Source organism: Sinobaca sp. TMA16-18 (genome assembly GCF_059510535.1).
In genome coordinates, this window is record NZ_JCAKFM010000001.1 from 59378 (window position 1) to 77096 (window position 17719).

14 protein-coding genes and 1 pseudogene are annotated in these 17719 nt (G+C 48.8%); 1 reads left to right on the forward strand and 14 read right to left on the reverse strand.

Annotated features, from left to right (window positions below):
- The first annotated feature begins 27 nt into the window (after positions 1-27).
- The gene (locus AC5W14_RS00360; protein WP_496193451.1) at positions 28-1023 is read left to right on the forward strand and encodes a tyrosine-type recombinase/integrase; all 996 of its coding nucleotides are present in this window, start codon (positions 28-30) and stop codon (positions 1021-1023) included.
- Positions 1024-1096: 73 nt separating this feature from the next.
- Here AC5W14_RS00360 and AC5W14_RS00365 read toward each other — a convergent pair whose 3' ends face one another.
- The 14 genes and pseudogenes from AC5W14_RS00365 to AC5W14_RS00430 all read right to left on the reverse strand — a co-directional run.
- Complete coding sequence (locus AC5W14_RS00365) at positions 1097-1387, reverse strand: iron-sulfur cluster biosynthesis family protein (protein WP_496193452.1); 291 nt, start codon at positions 1385-1387, stop codon at positions 1097-1099.
- A 48-nt stretch (positions 1388-1435) separates the two neighbouring features.
- Positions 1436-1606 carry a hypothetical protein gene (locus AC5W14_RS00370; RefSeq protein ID WP_496059574.1) on the reverse strand — a complete coding sequence of 57 codons (171 nt, stop codon included), beginning with the start codon at positions 1604-1606 and terminating at the stop codon, positions 1436-1438.
- Between the two features lie 239 nt (positions 1607-1845).
- Positions 1846-2196: a cyclic-phosphate processing receiver domain-containing protein gene (locus AC5W14_RS00375; RefSeq protein ID WP_496059573.1), complete on the reverse strand. Its 351-nt coding sequence runs from the start codon at positions 2194-2196 to the stop codon at positions 1846-1848.
- A 90-nt stretch (positions 2197-2286) separates the two neighbouring features.
- Complete coding sequence (locus tag AC5W14_RS00380; RefSeq protein ID WP_496193453.1) at positions 2287-5973, reverse strand: dynamin family protein; 3687 nt, start codon at positions 5971-5973, stop codon at positions 2287-2289.
- 97 nt (positions 5974-6070) lie between these two features.
- On the reverse strand, positions 6071-7288 hold the full coding sequence (locus AC5W14_RS00385) for an EAL domain-containing protein (protein ID WP_496193454.1): 1218 nt from the start codon (positions 7286-7288) through the stop codon (positions 6071-6073).
- A 55-nt stretch (positions 7289-7343) separates the two neighbouring features.
- Positions 7344-8252, reverse strand: a complete 909-nt coding sequence (gene metA, locus AC5W14_RS00390) for a homoserine O-acetyltransferase MetA (protein WP_496059570.1) — start codon at positions 8250-8252, stop codon at positions 7344-7346.
- Between the two features lie 176 nt (positions 8253-8428).
- A complete protein-coding gene (gene nadE / locus AC5W14_RS00395; RefSeq protein WP_496193455.1) occupies positions 8429-9253 on the reverse strand; it encodes an NAD(+) synthase in 825 nt (274 codons plus the stop codon).
- A 46-nt stretch (positions 9254-9299) separates the two neighbouring features.
- Positions 9300-9614: a hypothetical protein gene (locus tag AC5W14_RS00400; RefSeq protein WP_496059568.1), complete on the reverse strand. Its 315-nt coding sequence runs from the start codon at positions 9612-9614 to the stop codon at positions 9300-9302.
- Positions 9615-9623: 9 nt separating this feature from the next.
- Positions 9624-10049: an acyl-CoA thioesterase gene (locus AC5W14_RS00405; RefSeq protein WP_496059567.1), complete on the reverse strand. Its 426-nt coding sequence runs from the start codon at positions 10047-10049 to the stop codon at positions 9624-9626.
- Entirely contained in the window at positions 10050-12386 is a 2337-nt protein-coding gene (locus AC5W14_RS00410; protein WP_496193456.1) for an AAA family ATPase, read from the reverse strand.
- A gap of 99 nt (positions 12387-12485) precedes the next feature.
- Positions 12486-12977, reverse strand: coding sequence for a VanZ family protein (locus tag AC5W14_RS00415; protein ID WP_496059565.1), 492 nt, complete (start codon positions 12975-12977; stop codon positions 12486-12488).
- Positions 12978-13135: 158 nt separating this feature from the next.
- Positions 13136-15874 carry an aconitate hydratase AcnA gene (gene acnA, locus AC5W14_RS00420; RefSeq protein WP_496059564.1) on the reverse strand — a complete coding sequence of 913 codons (2739 nt, stop codon included), beginning with the start codon at positions 15872-15874 and terminating at the stop codon, positions 13136-13138.
- 197 nt (positions 15875-16071) lie between these two features.
- Complete coding sequence (selA, locus tag AC5W14_RS00425) at positions 16072-17475, reverse strand: L-seryl-tRNA(Sec) selenium transferase (RefSeq protein WP_496193457.1); 1404 nt, start codon at positions 17473-17475, stop codon at positions 16072-16074.
- 17 nt (positions 17476-17492) lie between these two features.
- A pseudogene (locus AC5W14_RS00430) lies at positions 17493-17687 on the reverse strand (Rdx family protein); the annotation flags it as partial.
- Between the last annotated feature and the right edge of the window lie 32 nt (positions 17688-17719).

Here is a 17719-nt window from a genome sequence, read left to right on the forward strand (position 1 = left end):
AAAGAAGCACAGAAAGCATATGAGGAAATGGTTACTTCGCCGGATGTTCATAAAACAACCGTAAAGCAGCAGTGGTTCATGAATGAATACCTGGAGCATTGGCTTTCACAATACAAAAACAAGGTTGCACGCAGCACATACACCGCAGCTGCTTCTAAAATCAGAAAGAGAATCATCCCGGCTATTGGCCGGATCCCGTTAAACAAAGTACAAGCGCATCATTTTGAAACATTTCGGGATGATATGTTGGAAGAGTTCTCCGCGCAGTATGTCCACACGCTGCTATCACTATTAAAACGGGTTTTCAACCATGCGCTTAAACAGAAATTAATCACTTCTAATGTATTAGATTATGTGGATCGACCTAAAGTAAAAAAGCGTGCGTATAGTATATGGACCATGGATGAGTGCCGTTCCTTTATCCGTCTTATTAAGGAAAAATATCCAGATACAGCTATTGCTTTTATTTTGGCCATTAATACCGGCATGAGACGATCAGAAATATTAGGGCTCCGTTGGAATGACATTGATTTAGACAATCATATTATTCATGTTCGACACTCTCTTTATCACGAGTCTTCCGAAGTATTCTTCTTTGAAGGTGTGAAGACAGCTACTTCCCGACGAGATATACGATTAGATACCGATACCGTAAAAGAACTTAAGCAGCACCGGGCAAAGCAAAACGAATGGCGCTTAAAAAATAGAGAGATATTCAAAGAATATGACTTGTTATGTACACAGCAGGATGGATCTCCGATCAGTCCAGGGTGGTTAGGTCGCTGTTTAAGAACAATCATCAAAAAGCATTCCCTCTCCCCTTTACGCTTCCATGATTTCCGACATACGCATATTAGTACGTTACTTGCTTTGGGCGTAAATATTAAAGCAATACAAGAACGAGCCGGTCACTCCTCCATTACGGTGACAATGGATATCTATGGTCATGTGTTACCAGACACCCAGCAAGCAGCTATTCAATCCTATGAAAATGCCAAGCAATTAAACAAAGAAAAATTTTAGTGACCAATTAGTGACCAAAAGCAAAAATCCAGTACTTTCTCCGAAGAGAAAAAGCACTGGATTTTTATACATATTAACAGCAGTCGCTGTCGGAGCCGCCGTCCATCACAAGCCCGGACTGCCCTTCACTATTGGTTTGTACGTCCAATGTGATATTTTCGACGTGCGGAAGCACCTGCTTCTCAATCGCTACGTCAATGCCGTTGATTTCGCGTCGTTCGTCATCTTCTGCCGGCTCATCCAGAGCCAGACCCAATTTAGGGCCTCCTCAGCCCATGCCTGAAAAGACAACGCGGATGTTGGCGGCACTGTGTTCTTTCATCACGCCGTGAATAAATTCTTTTGCCTGATCGGTAATATTCATAGTATCTCTCCTTTTCTACCCTTTAGTATAAGGGATTTTTTCTACGGTTTAAACCGGATGATCCTCTTTTTTTACCTTTATTGCATAAGCTATCGTTTCGCTGCTGTTTTTGAGCATCCATCCGAGGGAAGGATGATTGTCCAGCACCGGCGACGGCTTAATAGCTTCAAACGTGTCTTCGTCGGTTGTTACGGTATATGCGTCATCAGCTGATTCCACCGGAACCAGGGAATACTCCCGAATCCCTTGTCAGCCGCCGGTAAGCTTTGATTCCAGACGAAAGGCCGGATTGCTGCTGTTGGGCAGTCCCTGCATTGCCTGTTCCGCTCTTTCGGTTAATCTGATCGTATGCATGAGCCGTGCCTCCTTTGTCCTACTGATTATTGTAGATTCAGGACGGGCGGAAAGCAAGAAAAGAGGCTCCCGTTAGGAAGCCTCTTTATTAAACACATATACTATTACAATGCGAAGCCTATCGGTAAGGGTTGGTGAAAAATTTTCACGTAGGAAGGGACATGCCCGCTCCGTTTTGCTTCGACTAACCGGTCGTACATTCGTTTGCCGCCTACGGCATTGGCTGAGTGAATCGTAATGCAGTCAGGAAAAATCTTATGTTCCAGTAAGTGCAGCACGACTTCAAATCCGTTCTTTGCGTAAATTCCTAAGTCGTGATCCAGTGATAAGTGAGATACCATTTTTTTGGATCGGATCATGGCAATACATTCTGCTACCGTTTCTACTAGAATATACCCGCTTGGACAAGGTCTCACATCATCCAGGAAAATATTGTACTTTTGTACGTTTTCCATACATCCTCCTTTATAATATGAGAAATGTGTGTTTATGTCTTAATGCCATTAAACTATAGTATAACAAAAAACATGCATTAATTCCACCTATTATCCAAATCGTTCCCGCAGCTGGTCCCGTGCCTGTACTACATCCTTTATCGTATACGTAATTTCTGCCGCTTCCTCCATCCTACGACTGGTATTGATACTTTGCTTCCATCCGGCGGTGAAATCCACCCACCATGCCTCCCACTGTCCGGTGAAGTGAGCGCGCATCCTCTCCCACTCTTTTTCCAGCATTTCATCTGCCGGCGGACGCAGCTCCTCTTCCAGCTCGTCTTTAAATGGTTTGATCTGCTGCTCCATAAAAAACGCGCTGTAGGACGTATAGCGGCTGAAAAAGGAAAATGACATCTGGTCGGACGGCGGCATGTCGTTGGAGATGAAGCTGTCAAATGCCGGCACCTCCCAGTGAAAGGCAGACAGCATTGACTCAGGAATGTGCCCGGCCAGGGTGTCCGCCGTGCGGCGGCTGCGCTCTTTCATATATTGTTCCATCCGGTAGCCCGTCGCCTGCAGTTCTTTATCAAATTCTAAAAACACTTCCTGCACGAGACCATTGGCCTGCCGCTTCATCTGCTCGGCAAAGGAGCGTTCTTTTTGAAATGCATATGGGGTAAAATAGTCTTTAAACAAGTCATAATAGCGGTAAAACACGCGCTGCTTTACATAAAAAAGCAGCTCTTCCATCTCCCGGTGCATCATATCGAGTTCGAGCGCAAAGGAATACGTCTGCAGCTGTTTTTCAGCTTCCGTAAGAGAATAGAGGCGCTGCTGCTTTTTTTCCTGCTGAAGGGACGCGTCCAGCGCCGCTGTTTCAATGATGTCGTCCAAAGTGCGGATGGCCTGGCGAATTTCGCCCCGTCCTTCTTCCAGCACAAGCCCCTGCAGCTGCTCGTAGGAAAACTGCTCAAAGGCCTCCATAAAGTTATCCATCCCGGAGACCGCACGGTTTTCTCCTCCGGCCTGCAGGCTCGACACCGGATATACCGGCGGATTCTCCAGCCCAAAGGACTCGAGCTCCCGTTTAACATAATGAATGACACTCTCCAGCTCCTCCGTGTCTTCTGCCAGGTCAGCTGCATTCACAAGGAAAAAGATTTTATTATAGGAGAAATACTGCGTTAGGCGGCCGAGCTGCGTGAGAAACATCACATCGGCGCGTGAAAAAGCATGATTGTAATACGTTGCAAAAAAGATCGCATCGGCTTTTTTCATTTCTTCAAATGCCAACAGCGTATGGCGCTTATAAATACTGTGAACGCCGGGCGTGTCGGTGAGCGTATAGCCTTTGGACGTAAAAACACCGGCAGCATCCACGTCGGCCCGGTCAATCATCATCGCTTCTTCTGCATTGCCGGTCAGCTGCTGGAACGCTTCGAGCTTCATAGGCGTCCGCGTACCCTGCCTGTCTTCATAGTTTCGAAATGAGGCTTCGTATTCATCAAGACGGTTCTTCTCTTCGTCATCCAGTAATAGCAGCGGATCAATCCATTCCTCTTTTCTGCTTTCTTTATCATCTTTTAGCTTTTGTTTTTCCTGCTTTTCTATTTGTTCGGCAAGCTTTTCACTACGTTCGGTTTTCAAAACGGCCCATTCATCCATAGAGCCGACAGAAGTGTTCGTTTGAAACAAAAGCTCGTTCATTTCTTCAATCACCCGTGCTTCGGTTTTATACACAACCGATACCGTGCCGTGTGTTTCCGGGGCGCCCGGGCGAATCGTTGTTACAAACGCCGTCGTCGGGTGCGACGATACGGGCAGCAGCGGATCGCCGATAAGCGCATTGGCAAATGTTGTTTTGCCGGAGCTGAACGCCCCAAACAAAGCGACCCGGTACGCGGCCTGCTCAAGGCGTTCTGCTTTGCTTTCCAGTGAAGCAGCCGTCGCTTCAAGTGCCCGGAAGCCTCTCATCACATCCGCGGCCTCCCGCAGTTCATGCGGCGCCTCTTCGCGGGGCGGCTGTTCTTTTTGAGTGCTTCCATGTCGCTCATACCATTCCCGGATCGGAAACGACAGCTGCTGGCGGGCCACGGCAGCTTCTATCCGGTACACACCGGACACGGACGATGCTGCAGGTTCAAAGGGTACAGCCGCCTCCCGAAATGCATGCATCCACTCGCTAACCGTCGCCATCCACTGTTCCTGGCGCTCCTGCCAGGCAGATGCCTCTTCCAACAGCGTTGCAGTTCGGGCGCGCCGGCTTTCCAGGCGGGCAGCTTCTTTTTTCTGCTCGGCGGCGAGCAGCGTTTTGATTTGCGGCAGCAGGTGAATCAACTGCTGCTTGTAGACCCGCTTGATTTCTTCGGTAAGCCAGCGGCTGAAGCTGAGCACATACCCCTGGGTAAAAGCGGCTCCAGAGCGCTCGGCCTTCCCGATTAATTCGTCATCGATAGTAATGCTCATGTCGAGGAGCTTTCGCTGCAGATTCTGATCCTCAACGCGGTACGAGGCCAACAGGCTTGTCATTTGTTCGCGCAGCGGGATATCGATATAGTTGCGGGCGTTTTCTGTAAGGCTGCTTTTCAGCGCTTCCAGCCTTTCTTCACGCGAGCGCCGGGTTTTATTTTTCCCGAACAGTCCTTTGATGCGGTAGGCTGTCTGCCGCGATTCCAGGTAGTCTCTTGCGGCATTGCGGGTATGATACGGCGTCAGTTTGGCATTTGTAAATACTAAATCCACCGTGGCGAACATTCTTTTTTCCATCGTATCCTGCCATTCCGCCATGTCCTTCTGCTTCTGCGCGGCCTGCTGCTGCACGTCGTGCAGATCGTTCAGGCTCGCATATGCATCAAGGTCCCGGTGAATATCCTTTGGCGGATGCTGCTGCTTTTCGTTCTGCCGGGCCACGTCTGCCATCACCCGGTAGAGACTTTTTGCGGCGGTTTGTGATACCTGGACTTCGGCCGGCACGGCGGACGAAAATAAGTACTGCATCAGCTTGTCCCATTCCGCCGGGGTCAGTTCGGGAAAACGCGATGAAATAAAGCACACGTCGTCATAGCGGATATCCCGTTTTTGAAACGATGCTTCCATCCGCTCCCGGAACGCTTCGATCGTTCCCTGGGCCGGATTATGTTTATCAGCCTGGTTCACAACTAAAAACGGCCGGATGCCCATATGGTTCAGCTTGCTTAAAAAAGCAATGTTCTCCTCGGATTCCACCTGCTGGTAGTCCATCACATAACAGACGATATCGGCTTCCGGCAGCCGCGACTCGGCGGCAAGCTGGTGGGCTTCGATCGTTGAATCAATCCCGGGTGTATCAATCAGCTCCACGCCGGCGGGAAGCTTCGTGCCGGCGTCCTGCAGGTACACTTCTTTCACATCGGCTCCCTGCTGAAACCAGTTTGCATCCCAGGCGTTCAGATCCGAATATACGGTATCCGGACGCCCATCTTCGTGCACGAGCGTAATGCCGGGCTCTCCTTTTTGGAAATGGACGACGTTGGCGCTTGTTGGAATCGGATGGGACGGCAGATGGGCTTCGCCGATCAATCGGTTAATGAACGTCGACTTGCCTGCCGAAAACACGCCGCAGCATAAAATCGTCCGGCGGCCGGCACGCCATTTTTCTTCAATGCCGTCGAGTGCATGGTGCGTGTCCGGATCGGTCCACTCGATCAGCTGGCGCTTAACATCGAGAAGCGGCTCTTTTACAAATTGATGGCGGATCCAGAACGTTTCTGTTTCCTCCCTGGAAAGCAGCACATCCTGGACGGAGGGCATTTTCATACAACCAGAACTCCTTTCTACAGACTGCTGTTCCTGCTGCAGTCTGACAGCAAACGCTTTCGCGTATATTCTAAAAAAAGAGGCCTGCAGGAGGCCCCTAAATTAAATGGTCTTTTTCAAATAAATACTCGTACGGAATATCAATAAACACGTACATGTCATCGGTAAGCGGATGCGAATAAGTCCGGATCATCTCGTTCTGATGAATATCTGAATACAGGTCGGATAAAATACCGCGTTTTTCAAAATTCATGCGGACGATGTTTTCCAGAAAATACGGACGCCAGCTCCAGTTGCGGTTCCTTCCTTCCGGATGATATGTCCAGCCCTCGGTTTCCTTTAAGGCGTTTCCTGACTTCTGGAAGCCCTCGTGGTCGCAGATATAGACCCGAAAGGAGATATCCTCCAGCGCGTTCGCAATATTCATTGTAAGAGCGTCCACATCGGTCCACTGGCCTTCCTTTTTCAGAATCGCTCCCAGCCGTTTGTTCATCGACGTCATTAATTCAATCTGGGCTTCCATCTTTTTACGCTCAAGCGTAATAAAATGATGAAAATCTTTGCGGAGCGCTTCAGTCAGGATCTGCTTTTCACTGAACGTATTTCTCGGCCTGCGCAGGTAATCGCCCTGAAAGTAGCGCGCACCGTTTCTCCAGGCATAGTTGAGCTGGTTAAAGCCGTTTACTTCCTCGAATAAAAGCGAGGAGCCGATTTTCCTCGACAGCATCGATAACGAATGCAGCACATCCCGGAACATACTCGGAATGGAATTTTCCTCCGTAAAGGCTAAATCAACTTTAATAATATTGGGCATCAGGTAGGCAATCTGGTCCAGATTGGTTGTGTTTTTCCCAACGTCATCGAGTGCCACTTTTATGCCGAGGCTCTGCACATACTGCACGAAATGCTTGAGCTGTGACTGGTCTCCAATAAAATGGTGTTCCTTAAGCTCGAGCACGATTTTGTCGAAAGTCAGTCCTTTTTCCTGAAATTCCTTCAACCGTTCGACAAAGCTTTCGCCGCCGTCCTGTACGAGCAGATTCACATCTACATTTAAAAACAGGACTTCGTCGCGTCCCTCTTCCAGGTAGGCGTTCAATGCCTGGTCATGAATATGGTCCTCGACCTCCTGGCGGTACTCATCCGGAATAGTGTGATCCTGGAAAAAAGCGCGCAGGCTCATGCTTTCGGTGTCGTTTTCATGGAACCGTCCCATCACTTCATACCCGGTAATTTCCAGGGTATCGGCGCTGACAATCGGTTGAAAATGGGCTACGACTTTTTCTTTCTGCATAACAATATCTAACGCATCCACATGTATCACCTTCTTTTTCAGCCCTTTTCTATAGAGCTTCACGCTCTTGTTATTTTTAGGTCAAATCAAATGGTGTTTCCTGATACACGTAATAGTTCAGCCAGTTCGTAAACAGCAGGTTCGAATGGGCCCGCCAGCGCATCGGCGGATTGAGCAGGTGATTGCCTTTCGGAAAATAATTTTCCGGAAGCGCCGTGGAAATGCCGCGGCGGCTGTCCCGCTCGAATTCCTCGCGGAGCGTTTCGCGGTCGTATTCGCCGTGGCCGGTCATAAAGATCTGCTTGCGGTCTTTGGTCGCGAGCAGATACAGGCCGGCGTCACCGGACTCGGACAAGATATCGAGCGCGTCTACTTTTTCCACATCTTCGCGCCGGGTTTCCGTATAGCGTGAATGCGGAGCCCAGAACACTTCATCAAAGCCGCGCAGCAGCTTTTCTTCCGGCATCTGCACCGTATGCTCGTACACGCCGAATTTTTTCTTTTCCATCGGGTGTTTTGGAATACCGAAATGGTGATACAGGCCGGCCTGGGCGCCCCAGCAGATATGCAGCGTGGACGTCACATGCGACCGGCTCCATTCCAAAATATCAGTCATTTCCTCCCAGTAATCCACCTCTTCAAACGGCAGCTTTTCCACCGGTGCCCCGGTAATAATCATGCCGTCAAACTTTCTGCCGCTGACTTCATCGATTGTTTTATAAAAAGCAGCCAGATGCTCATGCGGGGTGTTTTTGGACGAATGGGTGTCAGGATGAAGAAAAGACACATTCAGCTGCAGCGGCGTGTTCCCGAGCATACGAAGAATCTGGGTTTCTGTCGCTTTTTTCAGCGGCATTAAATTTAAAATGAGTATATTCAAGGGACGGATGTCCTGGTTGTAGGCTCTGCTTTCGTTCATGATAAAAATATCTTCTTTTGTAAGAATATCCTTAGCCGGTAAATGGTCGGGCACTCTAATTGGCATGAACTCTCCTGCTCCTTTGTCTCTATTTAAGTATGTCACGAATACGCGGTAGATAATGATAGAAAAGTATCACGAATAGACATAGAACGCAACTGTATGTATGCCTCTCCTTTTAAGAAGAAGCGTAAGTTTTTAAAAAACCGTACGGCATAAGCACCTGCCGCACGAAGTGTCTGCTATTCTTTCCACCAGTGGTCATGAAAGGTAACCGGCTCGGTTCGTTTGTGTCTCGTTTTTGTAAAATATTCGATTAATTTCTCCGAAGCTTCAGTTTCTATTTCTTTGCCTTCCAGAAAGTCGTCAATCTGGTCGTAGGTCAGGCCGAGCGCTTCTTCATCCGAGAGGCCGGGCTTGTCAGACTCCAGGTCAGCCGTTGGTACTTTTTCAAACGTTTCTGCCGGTGCTCCCAGCTCCCTAAGCATCTCTTTGCCCTGACGCTTGTTCAGACCGAACAGCGGTGCGATGTCACACGCGCCGTCGCCGTGTTTTGTATAGAAACCGGTAATGGCTTCTGCAGCATGATCGGTTCCGATCACAAGCAGTTGATAATGGGCCGCGATATCATAATGAACTTTCATGCGCTCGCGTGCTTTCGTGTTTCCTTTATTAAAATCCGTCATCTTTTCTCCGGTGCCTTCTACAAAATCACTTTCCGATGCATCCACTGCTTTTTGAATATTGACGGTAATCGTCCGGGAAGGATTAATAAAAGAAAGGGCCAGCTGGGCGTCCTCTTCATCATGCTGGACGCCGTACGGCAGGCGGAGCGCTATAAATTCGTAGCCTTCTCCGGTTTCGTTCAGCTCATCCACCGCCATCTGGGCAATTTTGCCGGCAAGCGTTGAGTCCTGCCCTCCGGAAATACCCAGGACAAAGCCTTTTGCTCCCGCGTGAAGCAGGTAATTTTTTATGAACTCTTTCCGGTGGGTGATTTCCTCTTCGGCCTGCACAGAGGGGTGTACTTCGAGCTCGTCTATAATATGCTGCTGTGTGATAGTCATAGTAGTCCCCTTTCTTTTTATCCTATTTTCCTTATTTCATTCATCTTTAAACCTTGCTGGAAGGAAGACGGAAGCGGGTAATGTCTTTGGAACGTCCGCAGGCTTCCAGTACTTCCACCTGTTTAGGCCCGCGGATATCGAAGTGGGAGTATTCTTCGCGGTAGTGAATCCAGTGAGGCTGAAAGCCGAACTGAGCTCCCCACTCCAGCAGTTTATCATGATCCCCGCAGGCGGCTTTTGTCACCGTATGAAACTGCGGATAACGCGGGTCGTACCAGTAATGGGTTAAAAGCGCAATTTCGCCTGAAGCAGCGCTGTTTTTCCAGTCAGCCAATTCTTGTTTCGATATTCCAAATGCCATAACGGCCTCCTAATGCGACACTTCCCTTGTATACATATCATGCCACTCCGGAAGATGTTTTTTGATGGAAAGCGGGCGGAAGCTGTCCTTTAATACGCAGACATGCTCGGAGGAGCCTTCCACACACGTTTCCCCGCTTTCATTGCTGATCCGGTAGCCGTATTCAATACGGACACCGCTGTAGTCTTTCACCCAGGTCTCGATTGTGATTGTTTCGTCGTATACCGAGGATTTTTTATACTGCAGGTTGATGCCGGTCACCGGGGACAGGTAGCCCTGTTTTTCCAGTTCATTGTAGCGGAACCCCAGCTTTTTAATAAGCTCTGTTCGTCCAAGTTCGCACCAGATCACATAGACCGAATGATGGACAATGCCCATCTGGTCTGTTTCTGCGTAGCGGACCGGCACCGATGTAGAAGCAGTTGTGCGTGTCATTTAACGGTCTCCTTTAATGCTCTCTTTTTCTTTATAGGCTGCTGCCTTTTGTGCATCTGTTTCATTGAGTTCGTGCAGGTTTTCCGCTGCGCCGTCCATCACCCGTCCGGCCTGCTGCTGAAACATTTCTTCGGCCATATCTTCAGCGAAGCGGGCATTGCCGGAAGTATCCATACGCCCGTAGGCGCCTTTAAGCACTTCCAGAGCGGGTTTTGTACACGTATAGCCGTATTCTTTCGTTTTCAAGCGGGTGATTTCCAGAAGTTCATCGGCGCTGTACGGCGGAAAATAAAATGTCTTTTTAAAACGGGAGCGCAGGCCGGGATTGATCTCAAACAGCTGCTCCATCGGACCGGCGTAGCCGGATAAAATCACAACCAAATTTTCGTCATGCTTAGTCATTTCTTCTACGAGCGTATCGAGGGCTTCTTTGCCGAAATCCGACCGGCTTCCTGTCGCTAGCGCATAGGCTTCATCAATAAACAGCACGCCGCCTAATGCTTCACGGATTTTTTTCCTCGTTTTGGCTGCGGTCTGGCCGGTGTATTCAGCAACCAGGTCGCTTCGACCGCACACAATAGTATGTCCGCGTTTTAGAAAGCCCATCTCTTTCAGGATACCGGCATAAAGCTTCGCTACCGTTGTTTTTCCTGTTCCTGCCTCTCCCGTAAACACGGTGTGCAGCTGCAGGGGAACGCTCGGCGCCCCTTCTTCTTTTCTTTTTTTCTGCACAGAAATAAAACTGGCAAGCTTTTTAAGTTCATTTTTTACTTCCTGTAAGCCAATCATTTCCTCTAATTTTATCATAGGTTCTTTACGGGCGTCTTCATCTAATGAAAAAGCTGACCCGCTCATGTCTTCGGGGGTCAGAATGGAATAGTCTTCAACGCTTCCGTCAGTTTTTTCCCCAATTTTGGATCCTTTTTGAAAAATCGCATCCATAATAATGTTTTTAGCGGTCCGTCCGTTTCCAAATGTTTCGTCGACCTGCTCTTTTTCCAAGCGCTCCTGCAGGACGCGGCGGCTCGCCTCATTCAGCATAAAGTCGTTATCGATCGCGGTTTTTTCGGCAATCTGGGTAAGCTCTTTCATGGAATAATCCGGAAGGTGGATATGATTGCTCTCCGGAAAGCGGCTGCGCAGCCCCGGGTTGGAATGCAGAAACTGGCGCATTTCCTCCGGGTATCCGGCAAGAATAATCGCAAAAGAACCGGCATACTCGCCGCTCGTCATGGCGGAAACGAGCGTGTCGACCGCGGTCTGGCCGAAATCATTGCCGGACATCCCTTCACGTCTGAGGCTGTAAGCTTCATCGATAAAGAGCACGCCGCCGACGGCTTCCTTTATTAAGTGCATCGTTTTTTCTTCGGTCTGTCCCACATAGGCGCCGACAAGCTGGGAACGATCTGCTTCCAGCACTTCATCACGGGGAAGAATGCCGAGGTGATGATAAATTTTTGCCAGCATCCGGGCGAGCATCGTTTTTCCGGTTCCCGGGTTTCCGGTTAAAATCATATGAAGGCTCCGCTCGTCTTTCCACTGATATCCCTGGTCCTTGCGCTGCTTTTGATACTGCAGGTAGTGATACATCCGGTGCACGTTATCTTTGACCTGCTCCAGTCCTATCATCTGGTCGAGTTCGGTTAATGGGTCCCCCGGCAGCATGGCCGTGTATTGGTCCAAAGCTGCAAATTGGCTTTCCCATTCTTTTTTTACTTCCAGCAGCTCCTGGATCGAGAGCTTCAGCTTTTTCACCTGTTCCGGCGAATAAAAGGAACCGGACGCCGTCTGCAGGTATTCTTCTGCCTCTTCCGCCACTTTTTTATACAGCGTCATTCCTTTTTGGACGGCTTCTAGTATTCCCGGCAGATGGCCGTCAAACAGCTCGGGGTCCACGGTGGACTGCTGTAAAATTTCTTCTGCCTGCTTCAACTGCTCGCGTTCGCTGTCCGCACTTGCTTTTAACTGTTCGGCCGCTTTTTTTCTCGCAGAACTCTGGTCCGTTTCCCGGATCGGAGCCATAGCACGGCCAAACGCCATGTCACGGACTGCAAATAACGTTTCCAGCCCTTTTAAAAACAAGAGGTCTTTCTCGGTATCGTCCCACTCCAATCCCTGCTCGACCCAGCTGCGGATCAGCGGATCAAAGCGGTCTCTTCTGGAGAAGCGTTCCTTGGCCAGCACCGCATAGGCTCTGGCTGCCAGATGGCGCTGCTCGGTATCGGTTGTGTTCATCTGCCCGATAAATTCCTGAACCGCATCAATGGAAAGAGAGGAAGGCTGTTTTTCCCAGGCTTCCATCTTTTCTTTGAGCTGGTCAGTGATTGAAATGCTCATAACAGGTCTCTCCTTTTATACGAAAGCGTCCTTTCAATAAAAAGCCTACGCTTCTGCCTTTATAACAAAACTCCAGGGGAAAATACCCTGGAGTTTTTTCTACTTCTTATTATACTTGCCTGTAAGCCTGCGTACAAATAAGGCCGTCCATGCTCCTAAAACGCCACCTGTTGTATTTAAGATAACGTCATCAATATTGGATACCCGGTACGTAAACATAAACTGGGCTGACTCGATTCCGATGGAAAGCAGCATCGCCAGCAGAGGCACAAGCCAGAAGACTTTGGCACGGGAATAGACAAGCAGCCCCAGCAGAAAGCCAAACGGCATGAACATAATGACATTGCCCGCCAGAATAATCAACGGGTCGATAACGTTATCGCTGTACAAAGCAATATTCATAATGCTTTCAAACGGATGCAGGTTATAGTTCCTGCTTCCCGGTCCCTGCGCCCCGTAAGAAGAACCGTAATTCCACGCTAAAAGGGTCACGTAAAGGAGGGCGGCCATATAGAGAATAAAGGCAGCAGCCACCCCTTTACGAAACGGTGACTGTCTGCGTTCTCTTGTTGTTGATTCTTCCTCTGTCACGGTTATACCTGCTTTCTTCTGATAAGGTCATTCCTATATTATCATTTTTTACCGCAGTTATAGCAATAGATATATTTACACTATTTTATTTCACAACGAGCTTCTGAAAAAGAAAAGCCCTCCGCACCTGGAAGGCGGGAGGGCTTTTGCTTATATGATTAGTTGTCGCGTGCTGCTTCTGTTTTCGCAAGGTTGTTGCGAAGTACCATCTGCAGAATACCGCCGTGGCGGTAGTAGTCCATCTCGATTTCGCTGTCAAAGCGGGCAATAACCTGGAACGTTGTTACTTTTCCATCTTCGTCGGTTGCCACAACTTCGATTACGTCACGTGGACGCACGTTGTTTGTTACTTTTACATCAAATGCTTCTTTACCGGTTAGTCCAAGTGATTCCGGGCTGTCTCCGTCTTTAAACTGAAGCGGAAGAACTCCCATTAACACAAGGTTACTGCGGTGGATACGCTCAAAGCTCTGGGCAAGTACTGTCTTGATGCCCAAAAGGTTGGTACCTTTCGCTGCCCAGTCTCTGGAGCTTCCCATACCGTAATCGTTTCCGGCGATAACCATAAGATCCGTTTTGTCTTCCTTGTACTTCATAGCAGCGTCATAGATAGCCATTGTTTCGCCATTCGGCCAGTATGTCGTATAGCCGCCTTCTGTACCCGGCGCAAGCTGGTTCTTAATACGGATATTGGCAAATGTTCCTCTCATCATCACTTCGTGGTTACCACGACGGGAACCGTACGAGTTAAATTGAGCAGGAGACAGGCCTTTTTCGATTAAATAACGGCCGGCCGGGCTGTCTTTTGCAATCGCGCCGGCTGGTGAAATGTGGTCTGTTGTCACACTGTCGGCAAATTTACCGATGACACGAAGGCTGTTAAGCGGCTTAATGTCTTCCGGATCTTTCGCCATGTCTACGAAGAATGGAGGATTCTGGATATACGTAGATTCCTCATCAAAATCGTAAAGCGCAGCATTTTCATCAGACTGAAGATCGTTCCAGCGCTCGTTGTTCGTGAATACATTTTCGTATTCTTCTTTAAAGAGTTTAGGAGATACGTTATTGTGCACGGTGTTTTTGATTTCTTCTGTAGTAGGCCACAGTTCTTCAAAATACACATCGTTTCCATCTTTGTCCTTGCCGAAGCTGTCCTTGTAGAAATCGAAGTTCACATTTCCAGCAAGTGCGTAAGCTACAACAAGCGGTGGAGAAGCAAGATAGTTGGCTTTAACAAGCGGGTGAATACGTCCTTCGAAGTTTCTGTTTCCGCTTAATACAGAGGAAACAAGCACGTCGTTATCGGCAATCGCTTCTTCTACTTCAATTGGAAGCGGACCGCTGTTACCGATACACGTTGTACAGCCGTAACCAACAAGGTTGAAACCGAGCTGGTCCAGATAAGGCATGAGGCCGGCATCTTCAAGGTAACGCGTTACAACTTTAGAACCTGGTGCAAGGGATGTTTTTACATATTCCGGCACTTCAAGTCCGCGCTCGATTGCTTTCTTCGCGAGAAGGCCTGCACCGATCATAACGTAAGGGTTGGACGTGTTTGTACAGCTTGTAATAGCTGCAATTGTAACAGCGCCGGTGCTTAACGTTGTTGTTTTTCCGCTTGGATGTTTTACTTCTACGTCTTTCTTCACATCTTCAGGAGCCAGGCCGAATCCCTGGTTGCCTGCTGGAGCTGTAAGTGCTTCGTTGAATTTCTTCTTCATGTCGGTCAGCTCGATAAGATCCTGTGGACGTTTCGGGCCGGAAAGACTTGGAAGAATATCTTCAAGCTTTACTTCAAGCACTCTCGTAAAGTTAGGCTCTTCGCTGCCATCTTCATAGAAAAGGTGGTTAGCCTGGCAGTAATCCTTTACAAGCTGGATGTGATCTTCATCTCGGCCTGTAAGGCGAAGGTAGTTTAACGACTCTTCATCTACCGGGAAGAAGCCGCAAGTTGCGCCATACTCCGGAGCCATGTTGGAGATCGTTGCACGGTCTGCAAGCGGCATTTCCTTAAGGCCTGGGCCGTAGAATTCCACAAACTTGCCAACTACGTTCGTTTCACGAAGCACCTGTGTTACTTTAAGCGCAAGGTCCGTGGCTGTTGCGCCGTTAGGAAGGGCTCCTGTAAGTTTCACACCGACTACTTCCGGTGCCGGGAAGTAAGAAGGCTGCTGAAGCATTCCTGCTTCTGCCTCAATACCGCCGACGCCCCAGCCAAGTACGCCGAGTCCGTTGATCATCGTAGTGTGGGAATCCGTTCCAACCAATGTGTCCGGGAACGTTTCAATTTCTCCGTTGTCTGATTCTTTAGCATGCACGACAGATGCAAGATACTCCAGGTTAACCTGGTGCACGATACCCGTAGCGGGCGGTACAGCACTATAGTTGTCAAATGCTTTCGTTGCCCAGCTGAGGAGTTTATATCTTTCTTCGTTTCTTTCGAATTCAAGATCCATATTGCGGCGGAGGGAATCTTCCGCGCCAAAACGGTCTACCTGAACAGAGTGGTCAACAACAAGGTCAACCGGAATCGCCGGATTGATTTCCTGCGGGTCTCCCCCGATGTCTGCCATTGCTTTACGAAGCGATGCCAGGTCCACTACGGCCGGTACGCCGGTAAAGTCCTGAAGAATAACACGGGAAGGTTTGAATGGTACATCCTCTTCGTTGTTATTTTCTGTGCCCCATTTAGCAAGGCTTTCTACATGTTCCTTCTTGATTACTTTTCCGTCCAGCTGTCTTAGAACAGACTCAAGCAGCACCCGGATAGAATAAGGCAGCTTCGCTACATTACCTACTCCTGCGTCCTCAATAGCTTTTAAATCATAATAATGATATGACTTGCCGCTCGATGAGAACGTTTTGCGTGCATTGAACAAATCGTGGTTTTCACTCATATGTAGCATCCTCCTTTTAGTTGTATCATATAACAGACGGTGTTAAATGTCGAAAAAAATATCCTGCTCCTGGATTTCGTAACTTGGCTTTAGTCGATATGCCATTTCCGTCCACCCCTTTAGAATAGCAAAATTCCGGACAAATATAAATGGCTTTCCAAAAAAATTAATCGGTTACACATAACGTTACCCGTTTTCTAAACGCCCAACCCTTCTTTTTCCAAGTCCATCAAGAAGGCGGCAATTTCTATAATATCGGCGTCCTGCAGAGTGCGCATATCAAACAAAAGCTGTTCTCTGCTGACCCGGGCAATAACCGGACGCCCCTCTTTTACCCGCAGCGCCCGTGCTGCCTGCTCTGCTGTTATAGTTTCTGTATTAAGACATACAACGGTCGTAGGCAGTGTGACATCAGGCATCGTTCCGCCTCCAACCTTAGACTCATCGCCTGCTTTGCGAAGCGTCCATTTCCGGAGCCGGCATTCGCTTAAAAATAAATCTGCTTTTGCTTCCAGCTCTTCTTTTTCCATCAACAGCATATGCACCGCTGGAATGTTTTCTGTGCCCTGGTGCCCGGGCAGATAAGCCTTTATCGTTGCTTCAAGAGCCGCGAGCGTCATTTTGTCGCAGCGGAGCACCCGGGCAAGCTGATGTTTTTTCAGCCGGTCGATTAAATCCTTTCGTCCGGCAATAATACCCGCCTGCGGACCGCCGAGCAGTTTATCACCGGAAAAAGAAACCAGATCGGCTCCCGCTTCAAGCGTTTCTTTAACCGTCGGCTCTTCACCAATCCCATGCGTGCGGAAGTCATACAGCGCACCGCTCCCCAGATCCTCGTATACGAGCAGGTCATGGCTTTTTCCTATCCGGCTCATCTCTTTTGTCGATACGTCACTCGTGAACCCGTGCATGGAAAAATTGCTCGTGTGCACTTTCATCAGCATCGCCGTCCGCTCGTTAACAGCGTCCTCATAGTCATAAGGATGTGTTTTGTTTGTGGTTCCTACTTCTTTAAGAACGGCACCGCTTTCTTCCATTATAGATGAGACCCGGAACGAACCGCCGATCTCCACAAGCTGGCCCCGGGAGACTACGACTTCTTTTTCCGACGTTAAAGCCCGCAGGACCAGATACACAGCAGCGGCATTATTATTGACGGCCATCGCGGCCTCCGCTCCGGTCACTTCACAAAGCAGGTCCTCGAGAATATCGTGCCTCGATCCGCGTCTGCCGGTCTCTACATTGTATTCTAAATTAGAGTATCCGGAAGCGGCTTCGATTACTTTTTTTACAGCGTTCGGTCCCAATGGAGCGCGCCCGAGGTTTGTATGTAGAATCGTTCCCGTCGCATTAATAACGCTGTGAAGCCGCTCCGCAAAAAAGCGCCGAACCTGCTGCCCGGCGTGTTGAATAATTATTTTTTCCGCTTCTTCTTTGGAATCAAGCGCCATCCCGTCCAGCACTGCATCCCGGAGTCTGTCTGTTTCCGTCCGGACGAGGTTTGTGACCGTCTGCTCGTCCTGTACTTCTTCTATCAGCTGACGGATCTGCCTGTTCTGAAGCAGAGCATGAACGGAAGGAATATTTCTTGCGTCCGGCATGATCGTGACCCCTTTATTTATGAGGGCCCATAGCCTCTCAGTTTTTCAATTAACTGTTCTTCGTCCGGAAACCGGCGCGTTTCTTTTTTGGAATGCACCTTTTCCTCATTAACGTACACTTCAAATACACCACCGGAAGAAGTAATCAGCTGCACTTCTTTAATTTTTCCTCCATAGGCTTTGTACAATGCATCCGTGAGACTCACGGCTTTTGGGGAAAAGTTTCACTGCATGCAGAATTCAA